Genomic DNA, 25,039 nt, shown 5'->3' with positions numbered 1-25,039 from the left:
CTTTCTGATTGGGTTAAGAACAAGCGACAAGAAAGTAACCTGACCCCTTTTTCTCTTAACAATCTCGACTTCGAAATCGCGACGAAGGCGCCGCTCCCACAAGGGGGGCGGATGTTCTGATAGGGGTAAGGAAGATTTCTCTCCCCTCCCTCCGAACCGTGCATGCGGTTCTCCCGCACACGGCTCTCCAGTCGGTGGTTTCCTCATCGGGACGAGCTGGTGAGTCACGTTGTTATTATTGGTGAACTCCATGACTCCGCGTTACTACGTCAGCCCGCAAACTCGGATTGATTCGTTACCTTCGGCTCGCTTTAACGGCTGAGCCTCTTTAAGCCTTTTACCTGAGGTTGGCTTAATGTGCGTGATACCGTACCTTACCTCGCTTCCACCTTCCTACCCTTCTTTCCTATGGCCGGTTTTGCTAGCCGGCTTTTACCATCGTTTCCCCTCTCTCGGTTTAGGCTCGTGTTTGTTTTCTCTGTTTCCGCCTAGTTTCCCAGCGGTGCCACACTATCCTCGCCTTGCCTTGAGCTTCCTCGACTTACGGTAATATAAGGGTTCTGACTCCTGCCACGGTCACCTCCGTAACAGGCCTCCCCAGTTTCTTCACAAAACCTTCCGAACATTCCACTCCCAACCACAAGGTAGGCCCATTTATCGTTTTATCTGCCACAACAACGTAAATGATGGTTTTCAGGCTTCGTCGACTCCCAGGGGACTCGCCGCCTTACCCCGCCGAATCGGATTCGCTTTACTGCGGACTGCTCTTTTGCTTCCAGTTGCTCTCCACCCCACCTCACGGTGACGCAGTCACTTTCAGCTACGACGTTATGGCTTACGCCGACAGGGACTTGCACCCTGCTGATTTTGTGCCCTCCTGGGCGCACTGGGAGCGATTCCCTGATCGCGATTTCGAGGTCGGGAAGCAGGGTAATAACATAAGGTGTCGAGCTTACGAAGGCTATGACATTTTTCTCGTTCCCACTGCTCCAGCGTGGGAATGCATACCGATCTTGTTGCGGCAGCCAAGGTATGGATTCCCACGGAGGACCGTGGGAACCAGAAAGATTTGAAAGGTCCGTTAAGAAATTGCGTAGCTATTCAAACGTAGCATCAAAGTCATAGTATGCTGCGGCGACTCCTGAAAACCGTAATGCTCGTAGAACTGCTTCGCACGATCATTGAGGGCATGGACGAGCAATGCGCGAACGCCTGTGTTTTGTGATACGACAAGCGCACGTTTTACGGCGTCTTGAAGCATGGCTGCGCCCACCTTGATACCCTGCGTCCGGCGATCTACGGCCAACCTGCCAAGCACCATGACCGGAACGGGATCAGGCATATTGCGGCGAATTGCACTCGTCGCCAATTGGTGGGATATCGCGCCAGCAGCCATGGCGTAGTAACCCCACACACGCCCGCTTTCATCAACGATCACAAACGTTCTACTGGCTCCGCTGAGTTGGTTGCTCATCGCTCGGCGTTTGAGCCAGTCATCCAGTGTATGTTCACCGCACTCGAAATCATTCAATAGGTGTGTGGGCGCAAGCGGTTGAGGTGCGGATAGCGTCAAGTTCATTCTTTATTATTTTCCCAAGGCGGCTTAACCGCCATCAGTCGCTCCAGGCCGACATTGGGCTTCGGCGGCGCGTCTAGCATTGCAGTGAACTTTTGGAATTGATCCGTATCCAGGCCGAAAAAGACTTGGTCAAGTAAAACCGACTGGGCACGTTCACAAGCAGCTTCCAGCATGAAGTCCGAACGGTTTTTGCCTAGCAGATTGGCTGCATGATCAATGAGATCTCGCTGTTCCGGCAAGGCACGTAGATTGATAGAAGCTGCGCGCATAGCGATCTCCTTATGTGGTTACAATAGATATACAAATGGTAGTGTTGTGTGTAGTTGTTGTCAACACAAAGTTCCTAGTTCCCACCGTTCCAGCGTGGGAATGCATGCCGATCTTGTTGCGGCAGCCAAGGTATGGGTTCCCACGGAGGACCGTGGGAACCAGAAAAACCCTGTCCTGCCAAGAAAACTAAGCATTGCCATTCCTAGCACTGGATTCCGACAATCCCTGGTGGAATGATGCGTTCCTCGTTCCCACTGCTCCAGCGTGGGAATGCATACCGATTTTGTTGCGGCAGCCAAGGTATGGGTTCCCACGGAGGACCGTGGGAACCAGAAAAACCCTGTCCTGCCAAGAAAACTAAGCATTGCCATTCCTAGCACTGGATTCCGACAATCCCTGGTGGAATGATGCGTTCCTCGTTCCCACTGCTCCAGCGTGGGAATGCATACCGATCTTGTTGCTGTAGCCAAGGTATGGGTTCCCACGGAGGACCATGGGAACCAGAAAGGCATCCAGCTTCATCTAGGCTAATCGCCTTTTCCTCGGCACTTGTTTGCCCGATTCGGTCGTGACCATGTCGATGTATTCTTTTTTATGCTCCGGCCCGTAGCTGACATGAATCGGTCGGTTTTCGCCGTAAAAATACAGCCGGTCGAACGGTGTGTTTTCGGCGATCCAGTCGGCGACTTCGCGCATGTTTTCGTTCTCGACGATAAAGTCGGCTGCAGCGCCGAGACGAGAGCAGATGAGGTTGTTTCGCGTGTTGCGTTCGTGTGCGGCATGTTGGTCTAGTTTCGGCGCGACGCGCTTTTTGATCAGCTTGCCGAGCTCATGCGAGCAAAAGCCGTAGGTCAGGCGAATCATGCCGAAATAGTCAATGACAGGATCGAGTATGTTGACGGCCAAATCGTAAAGCGCGTTATAGCTGTCCGGCTCTTTGGGCAGATTCGGTTGGCCTGTATGTTGTTGCGTTTCGCCGCATTCGATCAAGTGCCGATAGGTCAAATAACCGCCGCAGTTGTCGTCGATATTCGGAAGACTTCGGCTGCGGATCAAGTCGAAGCCGTCGATTTCCCAGCGATGCTTGGCCAAGGTTTCGCGAAATTCGTCCGGTTTCGGGCCGTATCCGCTCAGGTCGAAAAGATCGAGTGCTTGCAATTGTTCGTCGAAGTGTAATTGCTGCGCGTAGTTCGCAAATTCTTCATTGATGAAGCGCGATTTCAAATACAAATTAGTCGGCTCGAATTCTTCGCCGTATTGATACAGATCGAAAGTTTGTTCGCGCAGATTGATTTTGACGCGCTCGAGCAAACGCGGCAGAGGTTGCTCGGTAAAGTCGTCGTAACGCATCAGACTCAGCTTTCCGGATTGGCTATGAATCTTGATTAGATCGGTTTGGTCGATGTCGCCATACAATACCGTTGCGCAGCCGATGTAAATGCGCAGTAGCGCCGGTAGGCGGTCGACTAGGCTGGTATGCAGGTACAAAGCGTGTTCGTCATCGAAATAGCCTAAACCTTGTTCTGTGGCGTGGCGGCATGTGGTTTCGATCGATGCGGTATTGCTGATTTGAAATAGAACCGATTGAGCACAGGCCACCGCGTTTTTATAGTCGCCGAAAAAAGCTTTGATGTCCCGCTGTAAGCCGCTTTCCAAGTGTTTATAAGGTTTGCGCTTGGAAAAAGTCTGCAAGGCAAGGTAGGTAAGAAAGTCGTCGATGCGGCTTTGCCGGGCTTGTTCCAGTAAATCTTCTTCAAACTGGTCGAGCATGAAGCGCAAGGCTTTATTGGCTGTGCCGAAGGCTTCGGTGAGCGCTATTAATTCCGGGATTTCGGTTTTGTCCGGCAGGCGTCCGATCGCCAAGGTTTGTTGCCAAAGCGGATCGAGTAAATGCCGATAGGCTTGGTATATTTTTTCTCGACGCGACAGTTTCGGCTGCGGCGGGCCGAAAGGATGTTGCGGCACGCGCAAAATATTTCGACGGCTGCGTTGCCGGTTTAATAAAAAACGCTGTTCGGCGTCTTGATCCTTGAAGATAAAGAAGATGCCGGGGGCGACAGGAATCGCGTCCGTGTCTAGCGTGTCGCTTAAAAATTCTTTGAGTTCGGTTTGAGTGTAATATTTTTGGAAGGTATTGCGCTGCGTGATGACGCCATCGTTATAGGGCTGGCCTTTCAATGCGTTTTGGTTGAACAGCATCGCCGAAACGACCAAGATTTGCCGGGTTAGTCGATAGGCGCCGATGAGTGCTTCCAGGCGTTCTTGGTAGTCTTCGATCACGTTAATGACAAATCCCAGGTTGACGATATCCGCTTCTTGCTTAGATTGGTCCGGCGCATAATGAGGGTCCCAGCCGGCGACCGAAATCGAATTGGCTTTGAGATTGCGAATATCGTCGCCTTTACCGCAACCGTAATCGAATACCGATAGGTCGCCGTCTAAAAAACCGTGTCGGGCCAAGCATTGCATCGGTGCGGACAAATTACTACGAGACAGTGCGGTCAAATGCCGAACAATCGAAGCGGACGGGCTATCTGTCAAGGTGTCCGTTGGCATATCGACTTCGTTCCCGATCGGTACGAATTGTCCGTCGATTAGCTGAAAGCCTTTTTCGGCAATCAACGCATCCCAAGCTTGTTTAAAGCCGATGGTGACCGGATTATCGAACAGGCCGAGTTGTTCGGCGGTAGCGGTGAGTTCTCGGTATTCCGGGTTGCGGGGATGCTGTTCGCCGAGTAATAGTTCTTTACGGTGCAGAATAGGGGGGTTGTATGAGTCTTGATAATTGCGTTTTTCGATTCGTTTGTTGTTTAAATCGATGCGATGACTCGTGGCCAGGACAGGGAAGGGAGTGTCGAAAAAATCCGGATAATGCAGCAGGGATATGGCCGTTCCGTTGATTTCATATTTGACGATATTGTAATCGCGCTCCGCAAGGCAACGGCTCAACTTCTCCGCTTCGGTAATGCGTTGCTGAACTTCGAGGGATTGTTCGCCGGTTAAGCTGAAATGCCAATAAACATGGTTGAGGACTTTTTTGCCGATCATATAACGGATTACTGCTTAGTATTTCGTGATAAATAAGGCGGCGCGTCTTTTCATGATGCCCGGTTGTTGTGCCATCCGCAGGCGGTAATCGATGACGGCTTCATGCTCCCAGTGCTGGATTTGTTTATCGCGGTTTTTTTGGTTAAACACTGTTCGCGTAGGGGCGCTGGCTGCAGTCCGCGGCCTTGTTTTTGTAGCTGGTTAACCATTTGCCGTTTTTTTGATGTGCTTTGCCACTGGCGGTCAATAGCTTGCCTTGCGGACAACGATAGGTGTTTTGTTCCGGGGTGTAGCTAAATTGCTCGCGCGTCAAGCGCCTCTTCGCGGCGACAGCTTTCGATTCATCGGGTATGGCTACATAAACGGGGGCGTTTGGGTCTTCGCAAGATTTCAGTTAGTTACATTCGTAATATCCACTGTCGGTAAGCTCGGTCAGATTTTGGGACTGCAAAAAGTCTTGCGCCTTTACTAATGTCGGTGCCTGTTGGTGTCTACTGCGCGTCATCGATGACTGATTTGGTGTTTTTAAAGCCTAAGGCATGCGAGTCCAAAATATCGGCATGGTTATCAATGGTTCGTACTGGGTTATTCTGAGTAACATAGTTAGCAACACGAGGCGGTAGGTTTAATGCACGATGATAGTTGCAGGATGACATGGCGGTTTAACGGGTATTGGTTAAGTGATGTGTACATTATAGCTTATGGAATGCAATAATACTTTCATAGTCTCTGGAGCGTGGTAACGAGGTAATCTGTTATAATTTGAACTCTAATCGGAGCATAAGAACGATGAATACAGACTCAAGCGCAGAGACCAATCACGGACGGGGAGGTTCGTTCAGCCATTGTTCAGTGCTGAGGCTAGATGAAGATTACCTAGCGAATTGCTTGCCTAGCGTTAGTCTGACTAGTCGGGTCACGAGCGGTCTGGTAACTCCTATTCGGTTCCGGCTTTTTGGTCAGGGATGCAATCGGATTTTGCAATTGGATATGGCTGTTGACCTTTTGCCCGATGATGCTATAAGTCCACTTGGATTGCATCTTACCCTCGTTAGCAATTCATGGGCTGCTATAGGGGACTGGCCGCCAAGTCTGTCGTTGGACGAATCGGACGGTTTGCTTGATGAGGGAACGGCTGAATGTTCTTCGATGGTCTTTTCAGGGGCTACGAGTCCCGATGACGCCGTGGCCGGTGCAACCGGTCAGGAGGCTGTAACCTATACGCTTCACAAGATCGATCATGTCATGCTTACATCAGATATGCCTTGGTTGCGTCTTCTGCATTCTGCAGGTAAAAGTCAGTTCCCTGCTTGCGCTAAGTTAACCTCGTTGCCTTCAAACGAGACCTCCTTGCTCTTGGTTGATGCTTTGCGGAAAACCCTCCTCGATTGGTTGTACAGTCAACAGCTTACATGTCGCGAAGGATTGATTAACTGGATCGCAACCGGTCCTGTAGGCCATTTTGGGTCTGTTGAAACCCGTGTTCTGGAGCGAACCGGCCAAGCAGATCTTCAGGTTGATGTGACTAGTTTAGCTCAAGTGCGCCAAGTCAATAGTCCCGATATTCCTGAAACCTGCCTGACGCTTTATGGCGAACGTCTTGGAACTTGGTTACTACACCGCAACCAACCCAAGGTGGCCAAAGTTGTTAACAAGGAGAGCCAGCAACTGTTGGTTAATGAGCATCAAGAGGTCTTGATAGCCGATCGACTGGAAGATCTTATTCAACAGACCGGCTTAGGTCCGTTGGAGAAACGCCTATTTAAGCAAGCCAAGTTATTGCCGCCGGAACGCTTGTGGCACACTCCGTCGCTTGAAACCAGCCAAACGCCGGAACATACTTGCGTTAAGCGTCAACCTGAAGAAGCGACATTGAACCTTAGCGGGTTAGACGCCCGAAGCCGTAGTAGCCTGACCCAAATGTTTAAATTGGCTCAACAAGGACAGTTGACATACCTAAATTTAGATTTACTCTATAAGGTTGCCCGGCAATTGAGTAAAGCTAACCGGTCGTCGTTATAACAGCAATTCCCAGTTTTAACATGTTCTCGGAGTTTTTTACGGGGAAGGCATGCCTGTCGAGGACCGCCGTTCATCCAATACCTAAATTCCACAGTCCGTTAGCTATGGAACTATCTTGGATAATTTAGGTGCTAGGTGGAATAGGTTCATGTAGGCTTTATGGCAGTTCCTCACACAGTAATAGGTTAGGGACCGTACACCCCGGCGCCTCCTTAAGCAATGCCGAAATTTGAGAAGCATTCAGATTTTGATTTAATTGGCGCCCCGAACACGATTCGAACGTGTGACCTTCCCCTTAGGAGGGGGACGCTCTATCCAGCTGAGCTACCGGGGCTTCGGAGACGGATTTTAACATAACTTTCTAATTAAGTTTCGTTGATTTCTAATGTTTTCCCGTTCGAGTTTGGCTATGAAACTGTCGAGTTTTTTTTGGTTTTGCGGAGGTAGGTTGACAAAATAACCGCCGATTTGCGCCTTATTGTTCCGATTGATTTTGGAAAAACGGATCGATAGGTCGAAATGAAGAGTCAATTCGCCCGGTAACTCGATAAAGCAATCTTTGACGACATCACCGTTTGCAATGGCAAGTTTTCGGGGTGCGGCAATGTTGATACAGGCGCCGTTTCTCGAAAGATCGAACACGGTTCCGGATAAGGGCGTGCTACTAAGGTGCGAAGTAGTTCGAAATTTTAAAGCGGTCGAACGAATAAATATTCTAGGTGCTGTTCGCCGCTGTGGGTAGTAAATCCGTTTCGGAATAGTTGCTTTATAGTGTAAAGGTGTTGAGTCGATAATGCGTAGTAGAAAGGCGAGATGAACGCCATTCAGAAACGTCGATAATTTCAGGATCCGTTTTTTGTGAAGAAGTTCGTTTCCCTTGTGTGGTCTAAGTTCGTCGAGAACAAGGTAGCCCTTGTCGGGTTGAAGTGCGATAATCGAAGCGGTAAAAGGCTTTTTCGATCCGCTAAAGGTAATCGTGCATAAATGGGGTGAGACAGCTATTGCATTGATTAGCTTTATGATATGGTTAGGATCGGTAACAAAATTGGGATTATCGTCGTTGCTTGATATTGTAACTTTCTGTGAGTTCTTGGTTTCGTGTGTTACAAATAATTGACTTAACGTATCCAACATGGTTTGGTTCGGTTTAATCAAAACACAAGATTATACCGAAAATAAGGTACCGGAAAATAAGTCCGATTTGGTATTCCCGTCAGGTCCGTAGGTATTGGTCGTTTGCGGTTTTCCTTTAAGGATGTTCAACGATTGTCGAGTATGGCGCAGTAAGATTTCAACCGATGCCCCGTTTTGTTCGTTGAGTAACTGGCATTTTTCGGTCGTTTTAATGAGCCTTGTCCAGTTTTCGACTGTTTTGGACGTGTCGGATCCTGCCTGTAAGGCCCGCCCTAAATAGTCGCTTAGACCTGCTCGGGTGTTGGGTAATTTTTCCGTTTCGAGTATTTGGGCAAGTTGCTTGGTAAACAGATTGAGTTCTTGAGCGAGCGGTTGTTTTTGGCGGGTTATTTCATCGAGCGTTTCGGTAAGCGGAGACTGCTTTAGCGTAATCGCCTCCTGTTGCAGTGCTTGATAAAGTTGTTCCGTCAATGATAAACCATTCGCAATGATTTTTTCAGCGATGGGAAATGTTTGGTTAATAAGGCTCATGGACTGTCCTCGGTGCTCAATAATTCGAATTGACTGATTTTTTGCGCGATGCGTTCCGGATCGATGGCATAGGTTCCTTCCGCCAGTGCTTGTTTTATTGAAGCGACGCGTTCATTGTCGATTACAGGAAGATTTGCAGCTGTGTCTAATGCTTTTTTTATTTGACCGGAATTGGCGGTAATTTCGATGCGGTCGTTGTTTGGTTCCGATTGAGCTTTTGCGGAGCCGGTTTCAATGCCTGGCTTTGCCGGACTTTTGATTGTCGCTGCGCTGGGTATACGGCTTGCAATGGGTTCGATAGCCATGACAAATTCCTCACATAATTAGATTCGGTATTGTTATCGGCAATATTACCAATTTATTTAGAGTCATGGCTTTAAATTATTGAATAATGGAAACTAAGCCGGGCTTGATCACTGTAGCGGTAATCGTGCGACCGGATGAAACGTTTTTTACTCGTATCGATTGACCTTTTACGCCATCCATCATGGCCTTACCTTGCATGCGTACATTATAACCGGGCGACGAGGCGCTAATGGTTATGCTTTCCCCGCGTTTTATCAAGACCGCATCTGAAACATTGTTAAAAGTAATGACGGATCCTGTTGGCAGATTGCGTAAGGATTGTTTGTTTTCGACGGATTCGATTCGATTGAAATAGCCGCCTCTAAGCCGGGCTTGGTCGCGTTTTTCGATGGCGAGCATTTGACGCGTCAAAATCTGACCTCGGCTGACCGGTCGAGTCAAGACTAATACTTCTTGCATGATTTTTAATGAGCCGGTCGTGTAAATCGACCAGGGTTTCGGTCCCTCGCTACAGCGAACGCCGACCGAAAAACGTCCGGCTCGAAGCGGTTCGTTATGTGCGGTGAAGGCGGTTAATTGGTCGGCGCATTGCGGTAATTTCAAACGGTTATCCAGCGGCGATATCTGAATGTCGTAGTCGGCGGACTCCCCTAGTTGACCGGTAATAAAATGGGTCACTGTTTGATAGATCGATGCATGCGTTTGATAACGCGTCGCGGCGAAACCGTTATTGCTCGCTGCGAGCAGTGCGATTAGAACAACGAGTAGTTTGATGATCATGGTGTTCTGTCGGTTTTATGACGTTGTTATAGAATAAGCAGGAATAGTGCCAGTTATTTATCAAAGAAGTTTGATCGAAATTGATTATAATTCTTCTCGATGGTCAGGACGCTGTGATTGCTGAATGAGCTTATACTTATCGCTTATCTTTATTTAGGCATGTATTGTGAGGCTTTAACGATTATGTTTATTTCTCGCAGTTCCCTGCATTTTCAATGTTTTTGGGGCGTGAAGTCTAATTATGCGTGCAATTTGGTCTTGGTTTGCGTTTCAATACAAAGTGTTTTCGATTAGAAACTAATTATTATCGGAGTTGATGTCAATGGCTGGAATTTTAGATGGGGTCGATCAGCGTACTCAGCTGGCAGGTCATAATCGCTTTGAGTTACTGCTGTTTAAGCTTGGCGGGCGCCAGAGATTCGGCATCAATGTGTTTAAAGTTCAAGAGGTGATCCAATGCCCGTCTTTGACGCAAATACCGAAATCGCATTCGGTGATTTGCGGTGTCGCGCATTTGCGAGGAAAAACGATTCCGGTTTTGGACTTGTCAATGGCGATTGGCATGAGGCCGATTGACCGAGACGAGAAATCTTATGTCATCGTTACCGAATATAACAGAACCATACAAGGTTTTTTAGTGGGGTCGGTGGATAGAATTATTAATATCGGTTGGGGCTCGGTGAAAGCGCCGCCTTCGGGCTTGGGTCGGGAAGGTTATTTAACGGCGGTAACCGAGGTCGACGGCGACTTGATCGAAGTGATTGATGTCGAAAAGGTTATGAAGGAAGTCATAGGCTTACGCGAACAAGCCAGTGATGAGGTGATCGATAAAGATGTGTCGGGTGCCGGCGATCGAGTATTGATCGTTGACGATTCGATGGTGGCTAGAAATCAAATCAAAAAAGTTTGTGATCAACTCAATCTTCAATACGATGTGTTGAAAGACGGTTTGGAAGCCTGGGAGCATCTGTCGGAGTTGACTCAGAATGATGTTGACTTGGAAAGCTATTACGCGATGATTATTTCCGACGTAGAAATGCCGCGTATGGATGGTTATACGTTAGCCACTAAGATCAAAAACGACCCTAAATTGAAGCATATCTACTTGGTATTGCATACTTCGCTAAGCGGAGTGTTCAATTCGTCGATGGTGCAGAAAGTGGGTGCTGACGAATTTTTGGCGAAATTCGAGCCGGACGAACTGGTCAAAACCATTCAAAAACGTTTGCAGGTTTTTCATGACTTAAATAAACAGTAAGGGATATGCACAAAATAATTTCCCGAAACAGAAGGTTTGTGGGGGGGGGCGGTGACTCCCTAGATACGCTCCGCACCTTCTCAGGTTAGCCAATTATTGATTATCATCAAGGAGTATAGATGGGTGAGTGCTTATTCGGAAAGTAACCCATGGAAATGACGCAGCAGGAATTTAAATATTTTCAGCAGTTTCTCGTGCAAGCATGTGGCATAGTTTTGTCCGATAGTAAGCAATATTTAGTGAGAAATCGTTTGTTCGGACTATTGCCGCGATTCGGCTTGAGTTCGTTTGCCGATCTCCTTGCCGTACTGCAAAGCGAGTCTCATGCATCTTCAAAAATCAAGGTAGCAGTCATTGAGGCGATGACGACCAACGAAACATTTTGGTTTCGGGATGAAAGTCATTTTGCCGAATTGACAGGAGCCGTTTTGCCGTCCCTTGCGGTCAAACGGAGCACGATCAAAATTTGGTCGGCGGCTTGTTCTTCGGGGCAGGAACCTTATTCAATCAGCATGTGCGTCGATGATATGATCAAAAACCAGGGTAAATCATTGTCGGTGAGTATTGTCGGAACCGATATTTCGGAAACCGTGCTGAGGCAAGCTAGACAGGCCGTGTATTCTGCGGCGGCATTGTCCAGGGGGGTCGATGCTATGCAGAAAAAGCGTTTTTTTGTACCGGTTGATGAGGGGTTTCGCGTTAAACCGGAAATTAGCGCTCGGGTAAAATTTCAGCAATTTAACCTGCTTAAGCCTTTTTCGGTATTAGGACGCTTCGATGTGATTTTTTGTAGGAATGTATTAATTTATTTTTCCGACGCGTTAAAGCAAGATATTCTAAGGCGCATGTCGCAAGCTATCGAACCGGGCGGATTTCTTTTTTTGAGTAGCAGCGAAGTGTTGCCTGCCTCGGTATCAGGTTTTGAAACGGTGCGCGGTGAGCGCGGTCGGTATTATCGAAAAATCGGCTGATGCGCGGCGAAAAATGGGCGGTCGGATATTTTATTACTGACTTAGGATTTCGTGATAAATAACGTCCTGGAACTATGAGCTCTGTTGAGAGTTCGGTAACTCGCTTGACAGGACGCCGTGAACCCAGCACCTAAATTATCCAAGACAATTAATCATAACCAAAGGTTATGGAATTTAGGTGCTGGGTGAATGCGTCCGTGTAGGCTTGGCGGCGGCGACTGATTGCCAAGGATGGCATGAATGCAGATTTTGCAGGAGCAAAAATCTGCCCTGCCGCCGACACCTGCCAATCGAGCAACCGAACCCTCCAAAAATAGGGAAGTTATTTACGTCCAAATCCTTACTTGCGTTTAGTTTTCTGTTTTGTCAGGGTTAACGGCAAGGCTTGACTGACTAAAAAATAGCTTGACAATACATTCAAGGGGTTGGCAATCTTTCCTCTTTCCTCTTTCCTCTTTCCTCTTTCCTCTTTCCTCTTTCCTCTTTCCTCTTTCCTCTTTCCTCTTTTCCCATTCACCACTTCCACAGCATCGCCCCAACTATCAGGCTGGCGGTTAGATATTGCCGGTCGGATTTGTCGGCGGCGTGAAAAAATTGACGTCCTTATTTGTAAGTCAAAGATAAGTCAGTAAAAATAGCCTATGGCATACGATGTGCTTATTTCATAAGCAACAAGTGTAAGAGGTTACTACCATGACAATTAATTTCGATAAAGCATTAGGTGTTCATCCCCAGGCATTGGCATTGCGCGAAAAACGCGGGGAGGTGCTTGCCTCCAATCTGGCTAATGCCGATACTCCCGGCTATAAAGCTCGAGATCTTAACTTTCAATCGATTCTAAAAACCGCGATACCGGATGCGTTGCCGATGGAGCGTACACGGAACGGGCATATCTCGGCAAACAATACGCTCTTGGGCGCTTCTATGATGTATCGCACTCCGAATCAGGCTTCGTTGGACGGAAATACCGTGGAAGGTCATGTCGAGCAGGCCAAGTATGCCGAGAATGCCGTGCAATACCAAGCCAGTTTGCGTTTTCTGAACGGTAAATTTTCGGGTTTAACGTCGGCGATTAAAGGAGAGTAATCATGAGCTCATTCAGTATTTTCGATATTTCCGGCAGCGGCATGAATGCCCAATCGCTGAGATTGAATTTAGTCGCTAGTAATATTTCCAACGCCAACAGCGTTAGCAGCAGCATTGATCAAACCTACAAGTCGCGGCAACCGGTATTTGCGGCGGAATTGAAAAATATCATGGATAAGCAAAATGCTGCTAGCAAGGTCAATGTCTTGGGCGTGGTCGAAAGTCAGGCGCCAACGGTCATGGAGTATGCGCCGAATCATCCCATGGCCGATCAATCCGGCTATATCTATAAACCCAATGTCAATATCGTCGAAGAGATGGCCAATATGATGTCGGCTTCACGCTCTTATCAAAATAATGTCGAAGTGCTTAATACCGCGAAGGAACTGGTATTGCAAACTTTACGAATAGGCCAATAAAAGGAGAAGCCAATGTCCATTAACTTTGACGCATTAAAAAATCTAGGCGTTAGAACGGTCGAGGATGCTCCTGTAAAAAAGCAATCGTTAGAGCAGGAACAATTCTTGAAATTGATGACCACCCAATTGACTCATCAAGATCCCACCAAGCCGATGGAAAACGGCGATTTTTTGGGTCAAATGGCGCAGTTCAGCACCGTCAGCGGGATTCAAGACTTGCAAAAATCGTTTGCCGAATTTGCCGGTTCGATCAGCTCGAACCAAGCGCTACAGGCCGCCAGCTTGGTCGGACGGTCGGTGCTGGTACCCGGTTCGGAAGGCGTATTTTCGCTCAATGACAATATGAAAGGGGAAGTCGAACTGACCGGGCTTACCGATAACCTCATCGTCGAGTTTCAAAACCGTAACGGCGTTACGGTCAAACAACTCAATTTGGGGCGGCAATCGGCAGGTAATGTCGAGTTCGAATGGGATGGCCAATTAGATGACGGGACTTTTGCCAACCCCGGTGTCTATCAAATCAAAGCCAGAGCGAGTATCGATAATAAAAACACTGCGCTACAAACCTATGTCAACGCAGGCGTAAACAGCGTCACTCTGGGTAATGGCAGCAACGGTATTCAATTAAGTTTAAACGGTCTTGACTCGGTGAAATTCAACGATGTCAGACGGATTTTTTAGCGTTATTTCATCAGGAGAGCGATCATGAGTTTTGCAACAGGATTAAGCGGATTGAGAGCCGCGTCGAGCGATTTACAAACTACCGGTAATAACATTGCCAATGCCAATACGACGGGTTTTAAAAAATCGCGAGCCGAGTTCGCGGATGTGTATGCAACGAGTTTGAGTGGCGTGGCGAAGACTCAGCCCGGGTCTGGAGTGAAAGTGACCGAGGTGGCTCAGCAGTTTACTCAAGGTAATATTGATTTTACCGAAAACAGCCTGGATATTGCGATTAGCGGTAATGGCTTTTTTACACTGGCAAATAATGTAAATGACCCGCAGCCGACTAACTTTACTAGAAACGGAGCCTTTCAGCTAAATAAAGAAGGTTATGTTGTCGATGATCGAGGGCGTTATTTGATGGCGTTCAAGCCCAATGGTGAAACCATTGAGGAAGGATTTAGTCAAGGCGTGTTTCAAGCTTTGCAGGTTGATACGAGCCAAGGTCTACCGCGCGCCACGGAATCCATCAATTTGAAAATTAATCTCAATGCCGGAGATTTAGCGCCGACTGCGGCGTTCGACCCAAGCAATCCGGATTCATTCAATAACGTTACTTCCGCGACAATTTACGATTCGCAAGGTAACTCTCATACACTAAGCACCTATTATCGAAAAACGGGTGCTAATCAGTGGGATACTTATGTCTATCTGAATGATAGAGGGGTGACTCTTGGGGCCAATCCAGTCTATGACGCTAACGATGCCATTGTTACGCCAGCAGGCGATGTGACCTATGAGCCGGTTGGAACCGCACCAACTCCAGTACCCGTTACTTTTAGTGCATCCGGATTGTTATTGAATGTGAATGGTCAGGCCGCTTTATCTACCGGCTCTTTTCCGAGTAATATTTTCTTAAACGGCATTGATTTAGCGCCGGATTTTGTTGTTGAAGATTTGAATTTTGAGCTTGATTTTGCCGGAGGCACTCAATTCAATTCGGCATTCAGTGTTAATGATTTAGTTCAGGACGGTTTGCCGTCCGGAAATTTGACAGGCATTGATATTAACAGCGAAGGAGTCATGCTATCTAGGTTTAGTAACGGCGCTTCGAAGCCCATCGGCCAGGTTGCTTTGGCTAGATTTCCGAATGATCAAGGATTGGCTAAATTGGGCGACACGAGTTGGGGCGAGAGTGCGGATTCCGGGCAGCCGATATTTGGCTCGGCGGGATCCAATAACTTTGGAGTCATGCAATCCGCGGCGTTGGAAAGTTCTAATGTCGACTTGTCCGATCAATTGGTGCGGCTGATTATCGCCCAGCAGGCTTATCAAGCCAATGCCCAGACCATTAGTACTCAAAACACGATAACGCAAACCATTTTGAATATTCGATAATCAATTCTAGCAGGAGCCCGTCATGGACCGCAGCCTCTACATCGCAATGAGCGGCGCCAAGCAAACTTTGCTGGCGCAGTCGGCTAACGCCAATAATTTGGCGAATTCGCAAACCGCCGGATTTAAATCCGATTTCGAGCAGTTTCGCAGCATGCCGGTATTCGGTCCCGGCTTTCCGACGCGTGTCTATGCGATGTCTGAGAGGCCGGGAGTCGATTTGAGCGCCGGCCCGATGCAAATTACCGGCCGGGATCTGGATGTCGCGATCAACGGCGAAGGCTGGTTGGCGGTTCAAGGTCAGGATGGCAAGGAGGCCTATACGCGGGCCGGCGATTTGCGCTTGACGCCGGAGGGCTTGCTGCAAACCGGAACCGGTTTGCCGGTGATCGGTAATGATGGTCCGATTGCAGTGCCTCCTGCTTCCAAGGTATCAATCATGCCGGATGGCACGATTAACATCATCCCGCTAGGTGAAACAAACGCGGCGAATCAAGTCATCGTTGAACGCATCAAGATGGTTAATCCGCCGCTCGATGATCTTGAAAAACAGAACGATGGTTTGCTTTACCTAAAAAATGATGGCGTCGCGCAAGCTAGTGCCGATGTGAGGTTGGCGCCAGGTGCCTTGGAAGGCAGTAATGTCAGTACGATCGGTGCGATGGTTGCGATGATCGAGCTGGCTAGGAATTTTGAATTGCAAACCAAGGTGATGAAGCAAGTCGATGACAATGCGGGCGTTAGCGCTAAGTTGATGCAAATGGCATAAGCTGTGCATGTATCAGGTAGAAGAGTCGGTAAAGACGGTAATTCGTCATCATAGGAGGTTATCATGACAGAAAGAGCATTATGGGTGGCTAAATCGGGTCTCGATGCCCAGCAAACGCGGATGGCGGTAATCGCCAACAACTTGGCCAACGTCAATACGACCGGTTTCAAGAAATCCAGAGCGATTTTCGAAGACTTGATTTATCAAAATATTCGTCAAGCCGGGTCGCAAACCAATCAAGGAAACGAACTTCCCACCGGTTTACAACTAGGCGCCGGAGTTAGAACTGTCGCTACCGAGAAATTGCATACTCAGGGGAATATGGTGCAAACGGAAAATTCCCTGGATGTGGCAATCAGCGGGCGGGGATTCTTTCAAGTTTTGATGCCCAACGGTGACATTACGTATACTCGAGACGGATCGTTTAAATTGGATTCTTTGGGCCAAATCGTCACGGCCGGCGGCTTGTTGTTGGAACCGGCGATTACCGTGCCGAACGATGCGATCAGTTTGTCGATTACACGGGACGGTACTGTTTCCGTTGTACAACCGGGAAGCCCGGCGGCGGTTCAATTGGGGCAGATTCAAACGGCTGATTTTATCAATTATGCAGGCCTTGAACCGGTCGGCGAGAATCTGTTTCGCGAAACGGTTGCGAGCGGCCCTCCGGTACTGGGTATTCCCGGTGAAAACGAATTCGGCGCCGTGTTCCAAGGATCTTTGGAAACCTCGAACGTGAATGTCGTCGAAGAACTCGTCAATATGATCGAGACGCAACGCGCTTACGAAATGAATTCCAAGGCGATTTCGACGACCGATCAAATGTTGTCCTATGTGACGCAACAACTTTAGGTGATCGTCATGGCGCATTTTAAATGGATAATATTCATATCCTTGTTTGCGGTAGCTTGCACTCCCTTACCGACTCGCGACCCGGCGTTCGCGCCGGTCGAACCCGCCGATTTGCGGGCGCCGGCCCAAAATAGCGGTTCGATTTATCAAGCCAATTACGATATGCGCTTATTCGAGGATCATACCGCCAAACGGGTCGGCGATGTTTTGACAATTCGCTTGGTCGAAAGAACGCAGGCGAAGAAATTATCGGATATGGAAGCTAGAAAAAATACTTCTTTGTCGGTAAAGGCGCCGATGATCTTCGGTATGGAAGCGGCTCAATTGCTAGGGCATGATGTCGAAACCGAAGTCGCGACAAACCATCAATTTACCGGCGAAGGCGAGGCCAATCAAAGCAACAGTCTAACCGGCGATTTATCGGTAACTGTCGTCGAGGTATTGCCGAACGGTAATTTGAGAGTTCGCGGCGAAAAACGTGTCGCGCTTAATCAAGGCAGCGAATATGTGCGCTTGTCCGGCATTGTCCGACCGGTCGATATCGATGTCGCGAATAGCGTGCTGTCTAGTCGAGTAGCTGATGCGACAATCATGTATACCGGCGATGGAGCGGTTGCCGACGCCAGCAAAATGGGTTGGTTGGCGCGTTTTTTCATGAGCCCGTGGTTTCCGTTTTAATGCATGGATTGACCGGTTGAGAGAACTGACCATGAAACAAATAAAGTATGTGATAGTCATTGCGTTGCTCTGGTTGGGCTTAATGTCAACGGTTCATGCCGAGCGGATCAAGGATCTGGCCTCGGTAGCCGGTGTTAGAACCAACCAGTTGGTTGGCTACGGCTTGGTTGTCGGTCTCGACAAATCCGGAGACAGAACATTATTTACTGGTCAAGCGCTGCGCAGTATGTTGGCGCGTCTTGGAATGACTTTGCCGCCGAACATCGATCCCAGAGCGCGTAATGTCGCGGCGGTTTCGATTCATGCCGAATTACCGCCTTTTTCGAAACCGGGGCAAACGATCGATGTGACGGTTTCATCGATCGGCGATGCGAAGAGTTTGCGCGGCGGTTCGTTACTGATGAGTCCGTTGAAAGGGGCGGACGGTCAGGTTTATGCGGTCGCTCAGGGGAATCTAGTCGTGGGCGGTTTGAGCGCCGGCGGTTTGGACGGGTCTAAAATTACCATCAATAACCCGGCTGTAGGCCGGATTCCCAATGGAGCAACGGTCGAGAGGGAGGTGGCGACGCCATTTGCAGACGGTCAGTATCTGGTGTTCAATTTGCATAACGCCGATTTTACCAATGCCAATCGCATGGCCGCGGAAATTAATCGAACTTTCGGGAAAAATACCGCGACTGCGGTTGACGCGACTTCCGTCAAAGTCAGCGCACCCTCCGATACGTCTCAGCGGGTCATGTTTACCTCGATGGTCGAAAATTTGACGCTAGCGCCTGACGATGCGCCGGCACGAGTGATCGTCAACTCCAGAACCGGTACGGTCGTGATCAACGGTAAAGTGACTGTGCAGCCGGCCGCCGTGACGCACGGTAGCTTGACCGTAACGGTTAGTGAAAGCCCGCAAGTTGTTCAACCGGAGCCTTTCGGGGGAGGCGAAACGGCGGTGGTGCCGCAAACCGATATTATCGTCGAAGAAGAAAATAATCGAATGTTTGTGTTTAATCCCGGCGTATCGCTCGATGAAATCGTCGCCGCAGTCAATAATATCGGTGCGGCGCCGAGCGATTTGGTCGCCATATTAGAAGCGCTCAAGTCTGCAGGTTCCTTACGAGCGGAATTGATTGTTATTTAGCGGAGGTGGGTCGTGTTGAGTCCAGGCAGTGCCGATGTCTATACCGATTTTTCCGGTTTGTCCCGGTTACGAAATCAGGCTAAACAAGAAACGCCCGGGGCAATCAACGAGGTCGCCAAGCAATTCGAGTCGTTATTTTTAAACATGGTGTTGAAAAGTATGCGTGAGGCTAAATTGGCCGACAGCATGCTTGATAACGATCAGAGCAAATTTTACCGCGAAATGTACGATCAACAATTAGCCGTACACTTATCTGGTAAACCGGGCGTCGGTTTAGCCGATTTAATCGTAAAGCAATTGGGCGGCGAAAAAGTCGGCGAAACCGAAAGAATGACGCTTGACGATTATTTGAACAATCCGTTACAGCGGTTTCTATCCGCAAGCAATACTAAGAAAGATGCGTCGAATTTCAATCCGATTTTGTCCGAAGTCAAATCAAGGCTAATAAAAAACAGCGATCGGCCGATACAACCAATAGAGTCCAAATCCATTGAGGGTGAAGGGATAAAATCGCAGGAGCCAATTCGAACAGCAAGTCAATTTGTGAAACGCTTGCATGGTCATGCCGAGAAAGCCGCCGCCGAATTGGGTGTCGAACCTAAGGTGCTGCTGGCGCAAGCCGCCTTGGAAACCGGCTGGGGAAGGTCGGTGATCAAACATAAGGACGGCAGCAGCAGTTTCAATTTGTTTAATATTAAAGCGGGATCTTCATGGACAGGCAAGCGGGCGAATGTTGCCACATTGGAATATGAAAAAGGTATTCCTCAAAAGCAGATGGCCGGGTTTAGATCTTATGATTCTTATCAGGAAAGTTTCGACGACTATGTCCGGTTAGTGAAAAACAGCCCCCGTTACAGTCAAGCATTGAAACATGCAAACAATCCGGGGCGCTACATGCAGGAGTTGCAAAAAGCCGGTTACGCGACCGACCCGCATTATGCGGATAAGGTGATGAGAATTTATCACAGCGATGATGTGGCGAGTTATCAACCGAATGTTGTTGTAGCGATGCAATAGTTGAAAACAATTTACACGGTAATAGCAGGGCAAGAAAATGAGTGGAATTTTAGGCACAGCAATTTCAGGGCTTATGGCTTTTCAACGCTCGCTGGACACGACCAGTCACAATATTGCCAATGTCAATACTGAAGGTTATAGCCGGCAGCGTACCGAATTATCAACCATGCCGGCGCAATTTTCCGGTGCCGGTGGTTATATGGGCGCGGGCGTACAGGTTACCGATATTACCCGGAGTTACGATCAGTTCATCAGCGCGCAATTACGCTCCAGTGCTTCAGGATTCGGCGAAGCGGATAAGTTGCAATCGATGGCCAGACAAGTCGATTTTATTGTTGCCGACGATGATTCGGGACTTGCGTCTTCATTAAGTGCGTTTTTTAAATCCGTGAACGATGTTGCAGGCGATCCGACATCGATTCCGATCCGGCAAGTCATGCTTGGAGAGGCGGATTCGCTAGCCAACCACTTTAATATGATGGCGGGGCAATTGGATTCGTTGCGAAATCAAGTCAATGTCGATATGCAATCCATGGTCAATGAGATTAACTTACTGGCATCGGGTATTGCCGATTTAAACAAACGCATTGCTTCCGATATAGGGCAGTCTTCCGGCAGTAGTATGCCGAACGATTTGCTCGATGGTCGAGACTTAATGTTACAAAAATTGGCAAAATTAACCAATGTTTCGGCGGTTGATCAGCAAGACGGTACTGTTAGCGTTTTCATTGGACAGGGGCAATCGCTTGTGTTGGGAATGAATGTATCGCCGGTAAGTTTGAAGCCCTCCAATAGCGAGCCTGAGCGCCAGCAAGTATTCATCGGCGATCAAAATGTCTCGAAGTTCATTACCGGTGGAGAATTGGCCGGAGTGATGCGTTTTCGCGATGAAATACTCAATCCCGCTCAGCAGCAATTAGGCTTGGTTGCGGCTGGATTAAGCGTACAATTCAATGCGCTGCATAAACAGGGCTCGGACTTGAATGGCGATGGCGGGCTGGACCTATTTTCCATGGGAACCCCGGAAATTACGGTGATAGGGGATGATACTTTTCCCGGAGGCGGTGCCGTTAGCGCGGTTTTCGATCCCGCAACGATTAATCAATTGCAAGCCAGCGATTACCGGCTCGATTATATCGGCGGGAGCTATAGTTTGAAGCGCTTGAGCGATAACGTGAATATCCCTATTTCGGGTACTTTTCCCGAAACGGTCGGCGGTATCGAGATTGATGTGACGACAGCCCCAACCGGCGATGCCAGCTTTTTGATCCGACCGACCTATAATGCGGCTAAAAATATCAACACCGAAATAAAAGATCCCGCTTTGATCGCGGCGGCCGAACAGGTTCCGCCAGGTGGAACGGCGCTGCCGGGCGACAATCGCAATGCATTGAAATTGGCGGATTTGGAGTCGGGTGCGTTCATGACCGGCGGCCGATCTTTGACGCAGACTTACGGCCAACTGGTATCGCAAATCGGTGTTGCTGCTCATTCGGCTAATGTTAGCCGGTCGGCTCAGGAAATATTATTTAACAGAGCCAATCAGGCCAGAGAAAACCTTGCCGGAGTCAATTTGGATGAAGAGGCGGCTAATCTCATTAAATATCAAAATTCTTATCAAGCTGCGGCGCAAGCTGTTAATGTTGCGCGCACGGTATTCGACACGATGCTGAACGCGTTCAGGTAGCAGAGGATTAATCATGCGAGTTTCAACAGTGATGTCCCATCAATTAAGCCTTAACTCAATGCTTAAACAGAGCGCGCAGCTCAATCAAACCCAGTTGAAGCTGTCGTCGGGCAAGAAAATTCTGACGCCATCGGAAGATCCGGTTGCCGCGGTCAGAATTTTGGATTTTAAACAGCGTATCGAACAAACCGAGCAATATCAACGCAATATCGATACGGCACGGCAAAGACTTTCTTTAGAGAATATTACGCTAGATACCGTAACCGATGTGGTTTTTTCGATTCGAGACCTTGCCTTGCAAGGTTTGAACGCCATCAACAGTCCGGAAGAGCGGCTTGCGATAGCGGACGAATTGGATAGGTTGAATGAGCAGTTAACAGGCTTGGCAAATACAAAAAATGCCAACGGCGAATATTTGTTTGCCGGATTGGCATCGCTTGACGCTCCGTTTGAGTATGACAATGCCGCGATTGCCCCTCCTTTTTATGAATATGTCGGCGACAATACTCGGCGTTTGGTGAAGATCGGTGATGCAAGGCAGATTAGCGACGGCGATGGCGGTGCGAGCGTGTTTGGTCCTTCTACACCAGGCGGAGTCGATAATCTGCTCGATATCGTTCGGAAAATGTCGGATGAGTTTAAAAGTGATAATCCGCAACCGACAACCCTGGGTGAACTGGATGTAGCTATGGAGAGAATTGCATCCATACAATCATCTGTGGGGGTTCGTTTAAACGCGCTGGATCGTCAAGAAATATACAATGACGATATTCTATTGAACATGAAAACGGTATTGTCCGAAACGGAAGACCTCGATTATGCCGAAGCCATTAGTCAATTCAATTTACAAACAATAGCGTTACAAGCGGCTCAACAAACCTTTACCACGGTACAGCGCCTCTCTTTATTCAATTATTTATAGCTTACAGACGAAGTCCAAACTCATTTATACATATCGCATTAATGCGTTTGCGCTGTATCTTGAGCATCCAAAAGAGACACTGATCTGCGCGTATGGGATAATCCGCCTGTTTATTTAGCATAGTAAGGTTTTCATGCGGCGAATTATTCAGCGTCTGCCGGGACGAAATGTCTGGTTGACTCTTCATCTTTACCTGGCGTTAAGTTTGGGTTTGTTATTCGTATTGTTGGGTTTGACCGGCAGTCTTAGCGTTTATCGCGAGGAACTGGATGGTTTGTTGAATCCAAGTCATAAGGTAGAAAACCAAGCCGGCAATTATTTGCCGCTCGATCGTATCATGGCTTCGGTCAAGGCGGCCCATCCGGCAAGGCATGGGCCATGGACATTGGAAATGCCGCAAACGCCGAACGGCATGGTAACCGTTTGGTATGAAAAGCCGCACGAGACGATCGGCGAACTCTATGCGCCATTGATGGTTTCGGTCAATCCTTATACCGGGGAGGTCGTTGCCAGTCGGTTTTGGGGGCGTACGCTAACGACTTGGCTGCTCGATCTACACACGCAGCTTCGGCTGGATCGCAGCGGTTGGCGACTGGTCGGCTATCTCGGCTTGTTGTTCGGCGTTTCGATTCTAACCGGCATCTACTTATGGTGGCCGGGCAAAGGACGAATTTTGCAAGCCTTTAAGATTCGTTATCATTCCGGTATCGTGCGTTTGGCATTCGATCTACATCGGATGATTGGCTTGGTCGGTGCGTTATTGTTGCCGGCGTTGATCGTCACCGGACTTCATTTGAGTTTTCCTTCCGTGTTGGAAAATTTGACCGGTTCCGATAATTTGGGTCATGGTGATCAAGGTCCGCCGATTCGCAGCACCGCCGTTGCGAATGACAGGCCTGTCACGTTGGAAGAAGCTGTACTATTGGCCCGTGGCCCGTTTCCGAAAGCTAAGCTCAGACGCATCACGACCCCGGCGGGAGCGGTCGGGATCTATCGGGTCGATTTGCGCCAGAATGAAGAAATCAATCGAAAGCATCCGTACACGACGGTATGGGTGGACCGCTGGAGCGGCCATATCAAGGCGGCGCGCGATCCCTATAGTTTTACGTCCGGTCAAGCTTTGACTATTGCCATTTGGCCGATTCATACCGGCGAAGCGCTGGGACCTTGGGGAAGGTTTTTATGGTTTTTAGTCGGGTGGCTTCCGTTGATACTTTATGTCAGCGGGTTGATGGTGTGGTTGCGAAGGAAGGGCTGGCTTAAGGACAGACCAGTGAACGTGCCGAATTTTCGCCCTTTGCGGTCTTATACGCTAATAATAGGGCAACGCATCGGCTTGGAGTGGAGGCGTTGGGCCGTTTTATTGGCACGTTATATCGAGCGAAACGAACCATATTTTAGAGTAAAGGCGCAAAAGCTATGGCGGCGCTGTCTTGAGTTTGCATCCGGGTTATCGAAATAAATAATCTTAGTCCGGAATAAAAGAATTATTCTAATTGTTCATGAAGGCCCGGCAAATGAAATTGTGCGGCGTGGGGAGGGTGCGGTCACTCGCTCGACAGGACGCCGTGAACCCAGCACCTAAATTTCATAGGTCTTTGGCAATGATTCAAAATCATGGCTTATTTAGGTGCTGGGTGAATACGTCCATGTAGGCTCGACGGCGGCTATCAGATTGCCATGGATGGCATGAATGCAGATTTTGCAGGAGCAAAAATCTGCCCTGCCGCCGACGCCTGTCGATCGAGCAACCGCACCCTCTCCGGAACCGGCATTGCCAGAATGGAGTTTTGCATATCGAAAAATTAGATAATGAATCCAAATTTACGATCTTTTACAGTAAAATCGGTAGTTTAGCCATGTAGCCCGTATGCAGCGTAGTGAAATACGGGAGTGGCGCGGCTCCGAGCTTCCCGGATTGCGCTACGCTTCATCCGGGCTACGCTGCTTCATATTCTTCATGGTGAAATGCTTTTCTAAGATCGATGGAAAAACCTTCGTTTAATAATCATTTTTTAGCAGAACATGCCGCTTTATTGGGCGACAGCTATCATCGCTTGCTCGGTAAACCGCTGATTACCGGCATTTGCGGGAGTCAGCAATTTGCCGAAGCTTTGTTTCATGCGCCATTCGCCGTAGTTTCGCACGACACCGCCGAAGATCCCGTGTTTAATTATGCCAATGCTCAGGCATTGACCTTATTCGAAATGAATTGGGATGAATTCACTCGAATACCGTCCAGGTTATCCGCGGAGCCGGTCAATCGGCAAGAACGAAGTCGTCTGTTGAAGAAGGTGGCAGAACAGGGCTATATCGATCATTATCAAGGCGTGCGTATTTCGAGTTCCGGAGCCCGTTTCATGATCGAAAATGCCGTGGTTTGGAATCTGATCGATCGATTCGGAAACTATAAAGGTCAGGCCGCGTGCTTCGGTGATTGGCGCTTTTTATAAAGTATACGGGTGCTGATGCAGCACATTGTTCATAGCTTGTTTTTTATTACCATGAAGGGCATGAAGA

At 48.6% G+C, this 25,039-nt stretch carries 25 protein-coding genes and 1 tRNA gene; 16 read left to right on the top strand and 10 right to left on the bottom strand.

What is annotated here, in order from left to right; all coding sequences use genetic code 11:
- Nucleotides 1–1,081: 1,081 nt before the first annotated feature.
- From WJM45_RS14550 to WJM45_RS14530, 5 genes are all read right to left on the bottom strand, one after another.
- A complete protein-coding gene (locus tag WJM45_RS14550; RefSeq protein ID WP_341325803.1) occupies nucleotides 1,082–1,579 on the bottom strand; it encodes a GNAT family N-acetyltransferase in 498 nt (165 codons plus the stop codon).
- Complete coding sequence (locus WJM45_RS14545) at nucleotides 1,576–1,848, bottom strand: DUF1778 domain-containing protein (protein WP_341325802.1); 273 nt, start codon at nucleotides 1,846–1,848, stop codon at nucleotides 1,576–1,578. Before WJM45_RS14545 ends, WJM45_RS14550 begins: the two co-directional genes overlap by 4 nt.
- A 523-nt stretch (nucleotides 1,849–2,371) precedes the next feature.
- Nucleotides 2,372–4,897, bottom strand: a complete 2,526-nt coding sequence (locus tag WJM45_RS14540) for a DNA phosphorothioation-associated putative methyltransferase (RefSeq protein ID WP_341325801.1) — start codon at nucleotides 4,895–4,897, stop codon at nucleotides 2,372–2,374.
- 15 nt (nucleotides 4,898–4,912) lie between these two features.
- Entirely contained in the window at nucleotides 4,913–5,047 is a 135-nt protein-coding gene (locus WJM45_RS14535) for a hypothetical protein (protein WP_341325800.1), read from the bottom strand.
- Nucleotides 5,040–5,210, bottom strand: coding sequence for a hypothetical protein (locus WJM45_RS14530; protein ID WP_341325799.1), 171 nt, complete (start codon nucleotides 5,208–5,210; stop codon nucleotides 5,040–5,042). Before WJM45_RS14530 ends, WJM45_RS14535 begins: the two co-directional genes overlap by 8 nt.
- 677 nt (nucleotides 5,211–5,887) lie before the next feature.
- Between WJM45_RS14530 and WJM45_RS14525 the strand changes: the two genes are divergently transcribed.
- Nucleotides 5,888–6,919: a hypothetical protein gene (locus WJM45_RS14525; protein ID WP_341325798.1), complete on the top strand. Its 1,032-nt coding sequence runs from the start codon at nucleotides 5,888–5,890 to the stop codon at nucleotides 6,917–6,919.
- Between the two features lie 257 nt (nucleotides 6,920–7,176).
- On the opposite strand, the gene WJM45_RS14520 is transcribed toward WJM45_RS14525, so the two are convergent.
- The 5 genes from WJM45_RS14520 to flgA form a co-directional block, all read right to left on the bottom strand.
- Nucleotides 7,177–7,253: transfer RNA gene (locus WJM45_RS14520), tRNA-Arg, on the bottom strand.
- A 14-nt stretch (nucleotides 7,254–7,267) separates the two neighbouring features.
- Entirely contained in the window at nucleotides 7,268–8,053 is a 786-nt protein-coding gene (locus WJM45_RS14515; protein WP_341325797.1) for a flagellar regulator YcgR PilZN domain-containing protein, read from the bottom strand.
- Nucleotides 8,054–8,083: 30 nt separating this feature from the next.
- Nucleotides 8,084–8,584, bottom strand: coding sequence for a flagellar protein FlgN (locus tag WJM45_RS14510; protein ID WP_341325796.1), 501 nt, complete (start codon nucleotides 8,582–8,584; stop codon nucleotides 8,084–8,086).
- Entirely contained in the window at nucleotides 8,581–8,889 is a 309-nt protein-coding gene (flgM, locus tag WJM45_RS14505; RefSeq protein ID WP_341325795.1) for a flagellar biosynthesis anti-sigma factor FlgM, read from the bottom strand. The genes WJM45_RS14510 and flgM overlap by 4 nt, the downstream gene beginning before the upstream one ends.
- Before the next feature lie 76 nt (nucleotides 8,890–8,965).
- The gene (gene flgA / locus WJM45_RS14500; RefSeq protein ID WP_341325794.1) at nucleotides 8,966–9,670 is read right to left on the bottom strand and encodes a flagellar basal body P-ring formation chaperone FlgA; all 705 of its coding nucleotides are present in this window, start codon (nucleotides 9,668–9,670) and stop codon (nucleotides 8,966–8,968) included.
- A gap of 322 nt (nucleotides 9,671–9,992) precedes the next feature.
- On the opposite strand from flgA, the gene WJM45_RS14495 reads away from it, so the two are divergent.
- The 15 genes from WJM45_RS14495 (at nucleotide 9,993) to WJM45_RS14425 (ending at nucleotide 24,972) form a co-directional block, all read left to right on the top strand.
- A complete protein-coding gene (locus WJM45_RS14495) occupies nucleotides 9,993–10,928 on the top strand; it encodes a chemotaxis protein CheV (protein WP_341325793.1) in 936 nt (311 codons plus the stop codon).
- A 149-nt stretch (nucleotides 10,929–11,077) separates the two neighbouring features.
- The gene (locus WJM45_RS14490; RefSeq protein WP_341325792.1) at nucleotides 11,078–11,899 is read left to right on the top strand and encodes a protein-glutamate O-methyltransferase CheR; all 822 of its coding nucleotides are present in this window, start codon (nucleotides 11,078–11,080) and stop codon (nucleotides 11,897–11,899) included.
- Between the two features lie 693 nt (nucleotides 11,900–12,592).
- Nucleotides 12,593–12,985, top strand: a complete 393-nt coding sequence (gene flgB / locus WJM45_RS14485) for a flagellar basal body rod protein FlgB (protein WP_341325791.1) — start codon at nucleotides 12,593–12,595, stop codon at nucleotides 12,983–12,985.
- Between the two features lie 2 nt (nucleotides 12,986–12,987).
- On the top strand, nucleotides 12,988–13,404 hold the full coding sequence (gene flgC / locus WJM45_RS14480; RefSeq protein ID WP_014147484.1) for a flagellar basal body rod protein FlgC: 417 nt from the start codon (nucleotides 12,988–12,990) through the stop codon (nucleotides 13,402–13,404).
- A 12-nt stretch (nucleotides 13,405–13,416) separates the two neighbouring features.
- Complete coding sequence (locus WJM45_RS14475) at nucleotides 13,417–14,085, top strand: flagellar hook assembly protein FlgD (protein WP_341325790.1); 669 nt, start codon at nucleotides 13,417–13,419, stop codon at nucleotides 14,083–14,085.
- A gap of 24 nt (nucleotides 14,086–14,109) precedes the next feature.
- Nucleotides 14,110–15,465 (top strand): flagellar hook protein FlgE, encoded by a 1,356-nt coding sequence (flgE, locus tag WJM45_RS14470; protein WP_341325789.1) that lies wholly within the window; start codon nucleotides 14,110–14,112, stop codon nucleotides 15,463–15,465.
- Nucleotides 15,466–15,487: 22 nt separating this feature from the next.
- Entirely contained in the window at nucleotides 15,488–16,231 is a 744-nt protein-coding gene (flgF, locus tag WJM45_RS14465) for a flagellar basal-body rod protein FlgF (protein ID WP_341325788.1), read from the top strand.
- A 63-nt stretch (nucleotides 16,232–16,294) separates the two neighbouring features.
- Entirely contained in the window at nucleotides 16,295–17,083 is a 789-nt protein-coding gene (gene flgG / locus WJM45_RS14460; RefSeq protein WP_017842462.1) for a flagellar basal-body rod protein FlgG, read from the top strand.
- A 9-nt stretch (nucleotides 17,084–17,092) separates the two neighbouring features.
- Entirely contained in the window at nucleotides 17,093–17,761 is a 669-nt protein-coding gene (flgH, locus tag WJM45_RS14455) for a flagellar basal body L-ring protein FlgH (protein ID WP_341325787.1), read from the top strand.
- A 31-nt stretch (nucleotides 17,762–17,792) separates the two neighbouring features.
- Nucleotides 17,793–18,893: a flagellar basal body P-ring protein FlgI gene (locus WJM45_RS14450; protein WP_341325786.1), complete on the top strand. Its 1,101-nt coding sequence runs from the start codon at nucleotides 17,793–17,795 to the stop codon at nucleotides 18,891–18,893.
- 12 nt (nucleotides 18,894–18,905) lie between these two features.
- Nucleotides 18,906–19,910, top strand: coding sequence for a flagellar assembly peptidoglycan hydrolase FlgJ (gene flgJ / locus WJM45_RS14445; protein WP_341325785.1), 1,005 nt, complete (start codon nucleotides 18,906–18,908; stop codon nucleotides 19,908–19,910).
- 37 nt (nucleotides 19,911–19,947) lie between these two features.
- Nucleotides 19,948–21,597, top strand: a complete 1,650-nt coding sequence (flgK, locus tag WJM45_RS14440; protein ID WP_341325784.1) for a flagellar hook-associated protein FlgK — start codon at nucleotides 19,948–19,950, stop codon at nucleotides 21,595–21,597.
- Between the two features lie 13 nt (nucleotides 21,598–21,610).
- Nucleotides 21,611–22,519: a flagellar hook-associated protein FlgL gene (gene flgL / locus WJM45_RS14435; protein ID WP_341325783.1), complete on the top strand. Its 909-nt coding sequence runs from the start codon at nucleotides 21,611–21,613 to the stop codon at nucleotides 22,517–22,519.
- A gap of 133 nt (nucleotides 22,520–22,652) precedes the next feature.
- Entirely contained in the window at nucleotides 22,653–23,981 is a 1,329-nt protein-coding gene (locus WJM45_RS14430; RefSeq protein ID WP_341325782.1) for a PepSY-associated TM helix domain-containing protein, read from the top strand.
- A 523-nt stretch (nucleotides 23,982–24,504) separates the two neighbouring features.
- Nucleotides 24,505–24,972, top strand: coding sequence for an MEKHLA domain-containing protein (locus WJM45_RS14425; RefSeq protein ID WP_341325781.1), 468 nt, complete (start codon nucleotides 24,505–24,507; stop codon nucleotides 24,970–24,972).
- Nucleotides 24,973–25,039: the final 67 nt, after the last annotated feature.

Source organism: Methylotuvimicrobium sp. KM2, assembly GCF_038051925.1.
Taxonomy (GTDB): Bacteria; Pseudomonadota; Gammaproteobacteria; order Methylococcales; family Methylomonadaceae; genus Methylotuvimicrobium.
The sequence above is the reverse complement of the archived record's forward strand: the minus strand, read 5'-3'. Positions and strand labels throughout refer to the sequence as shown.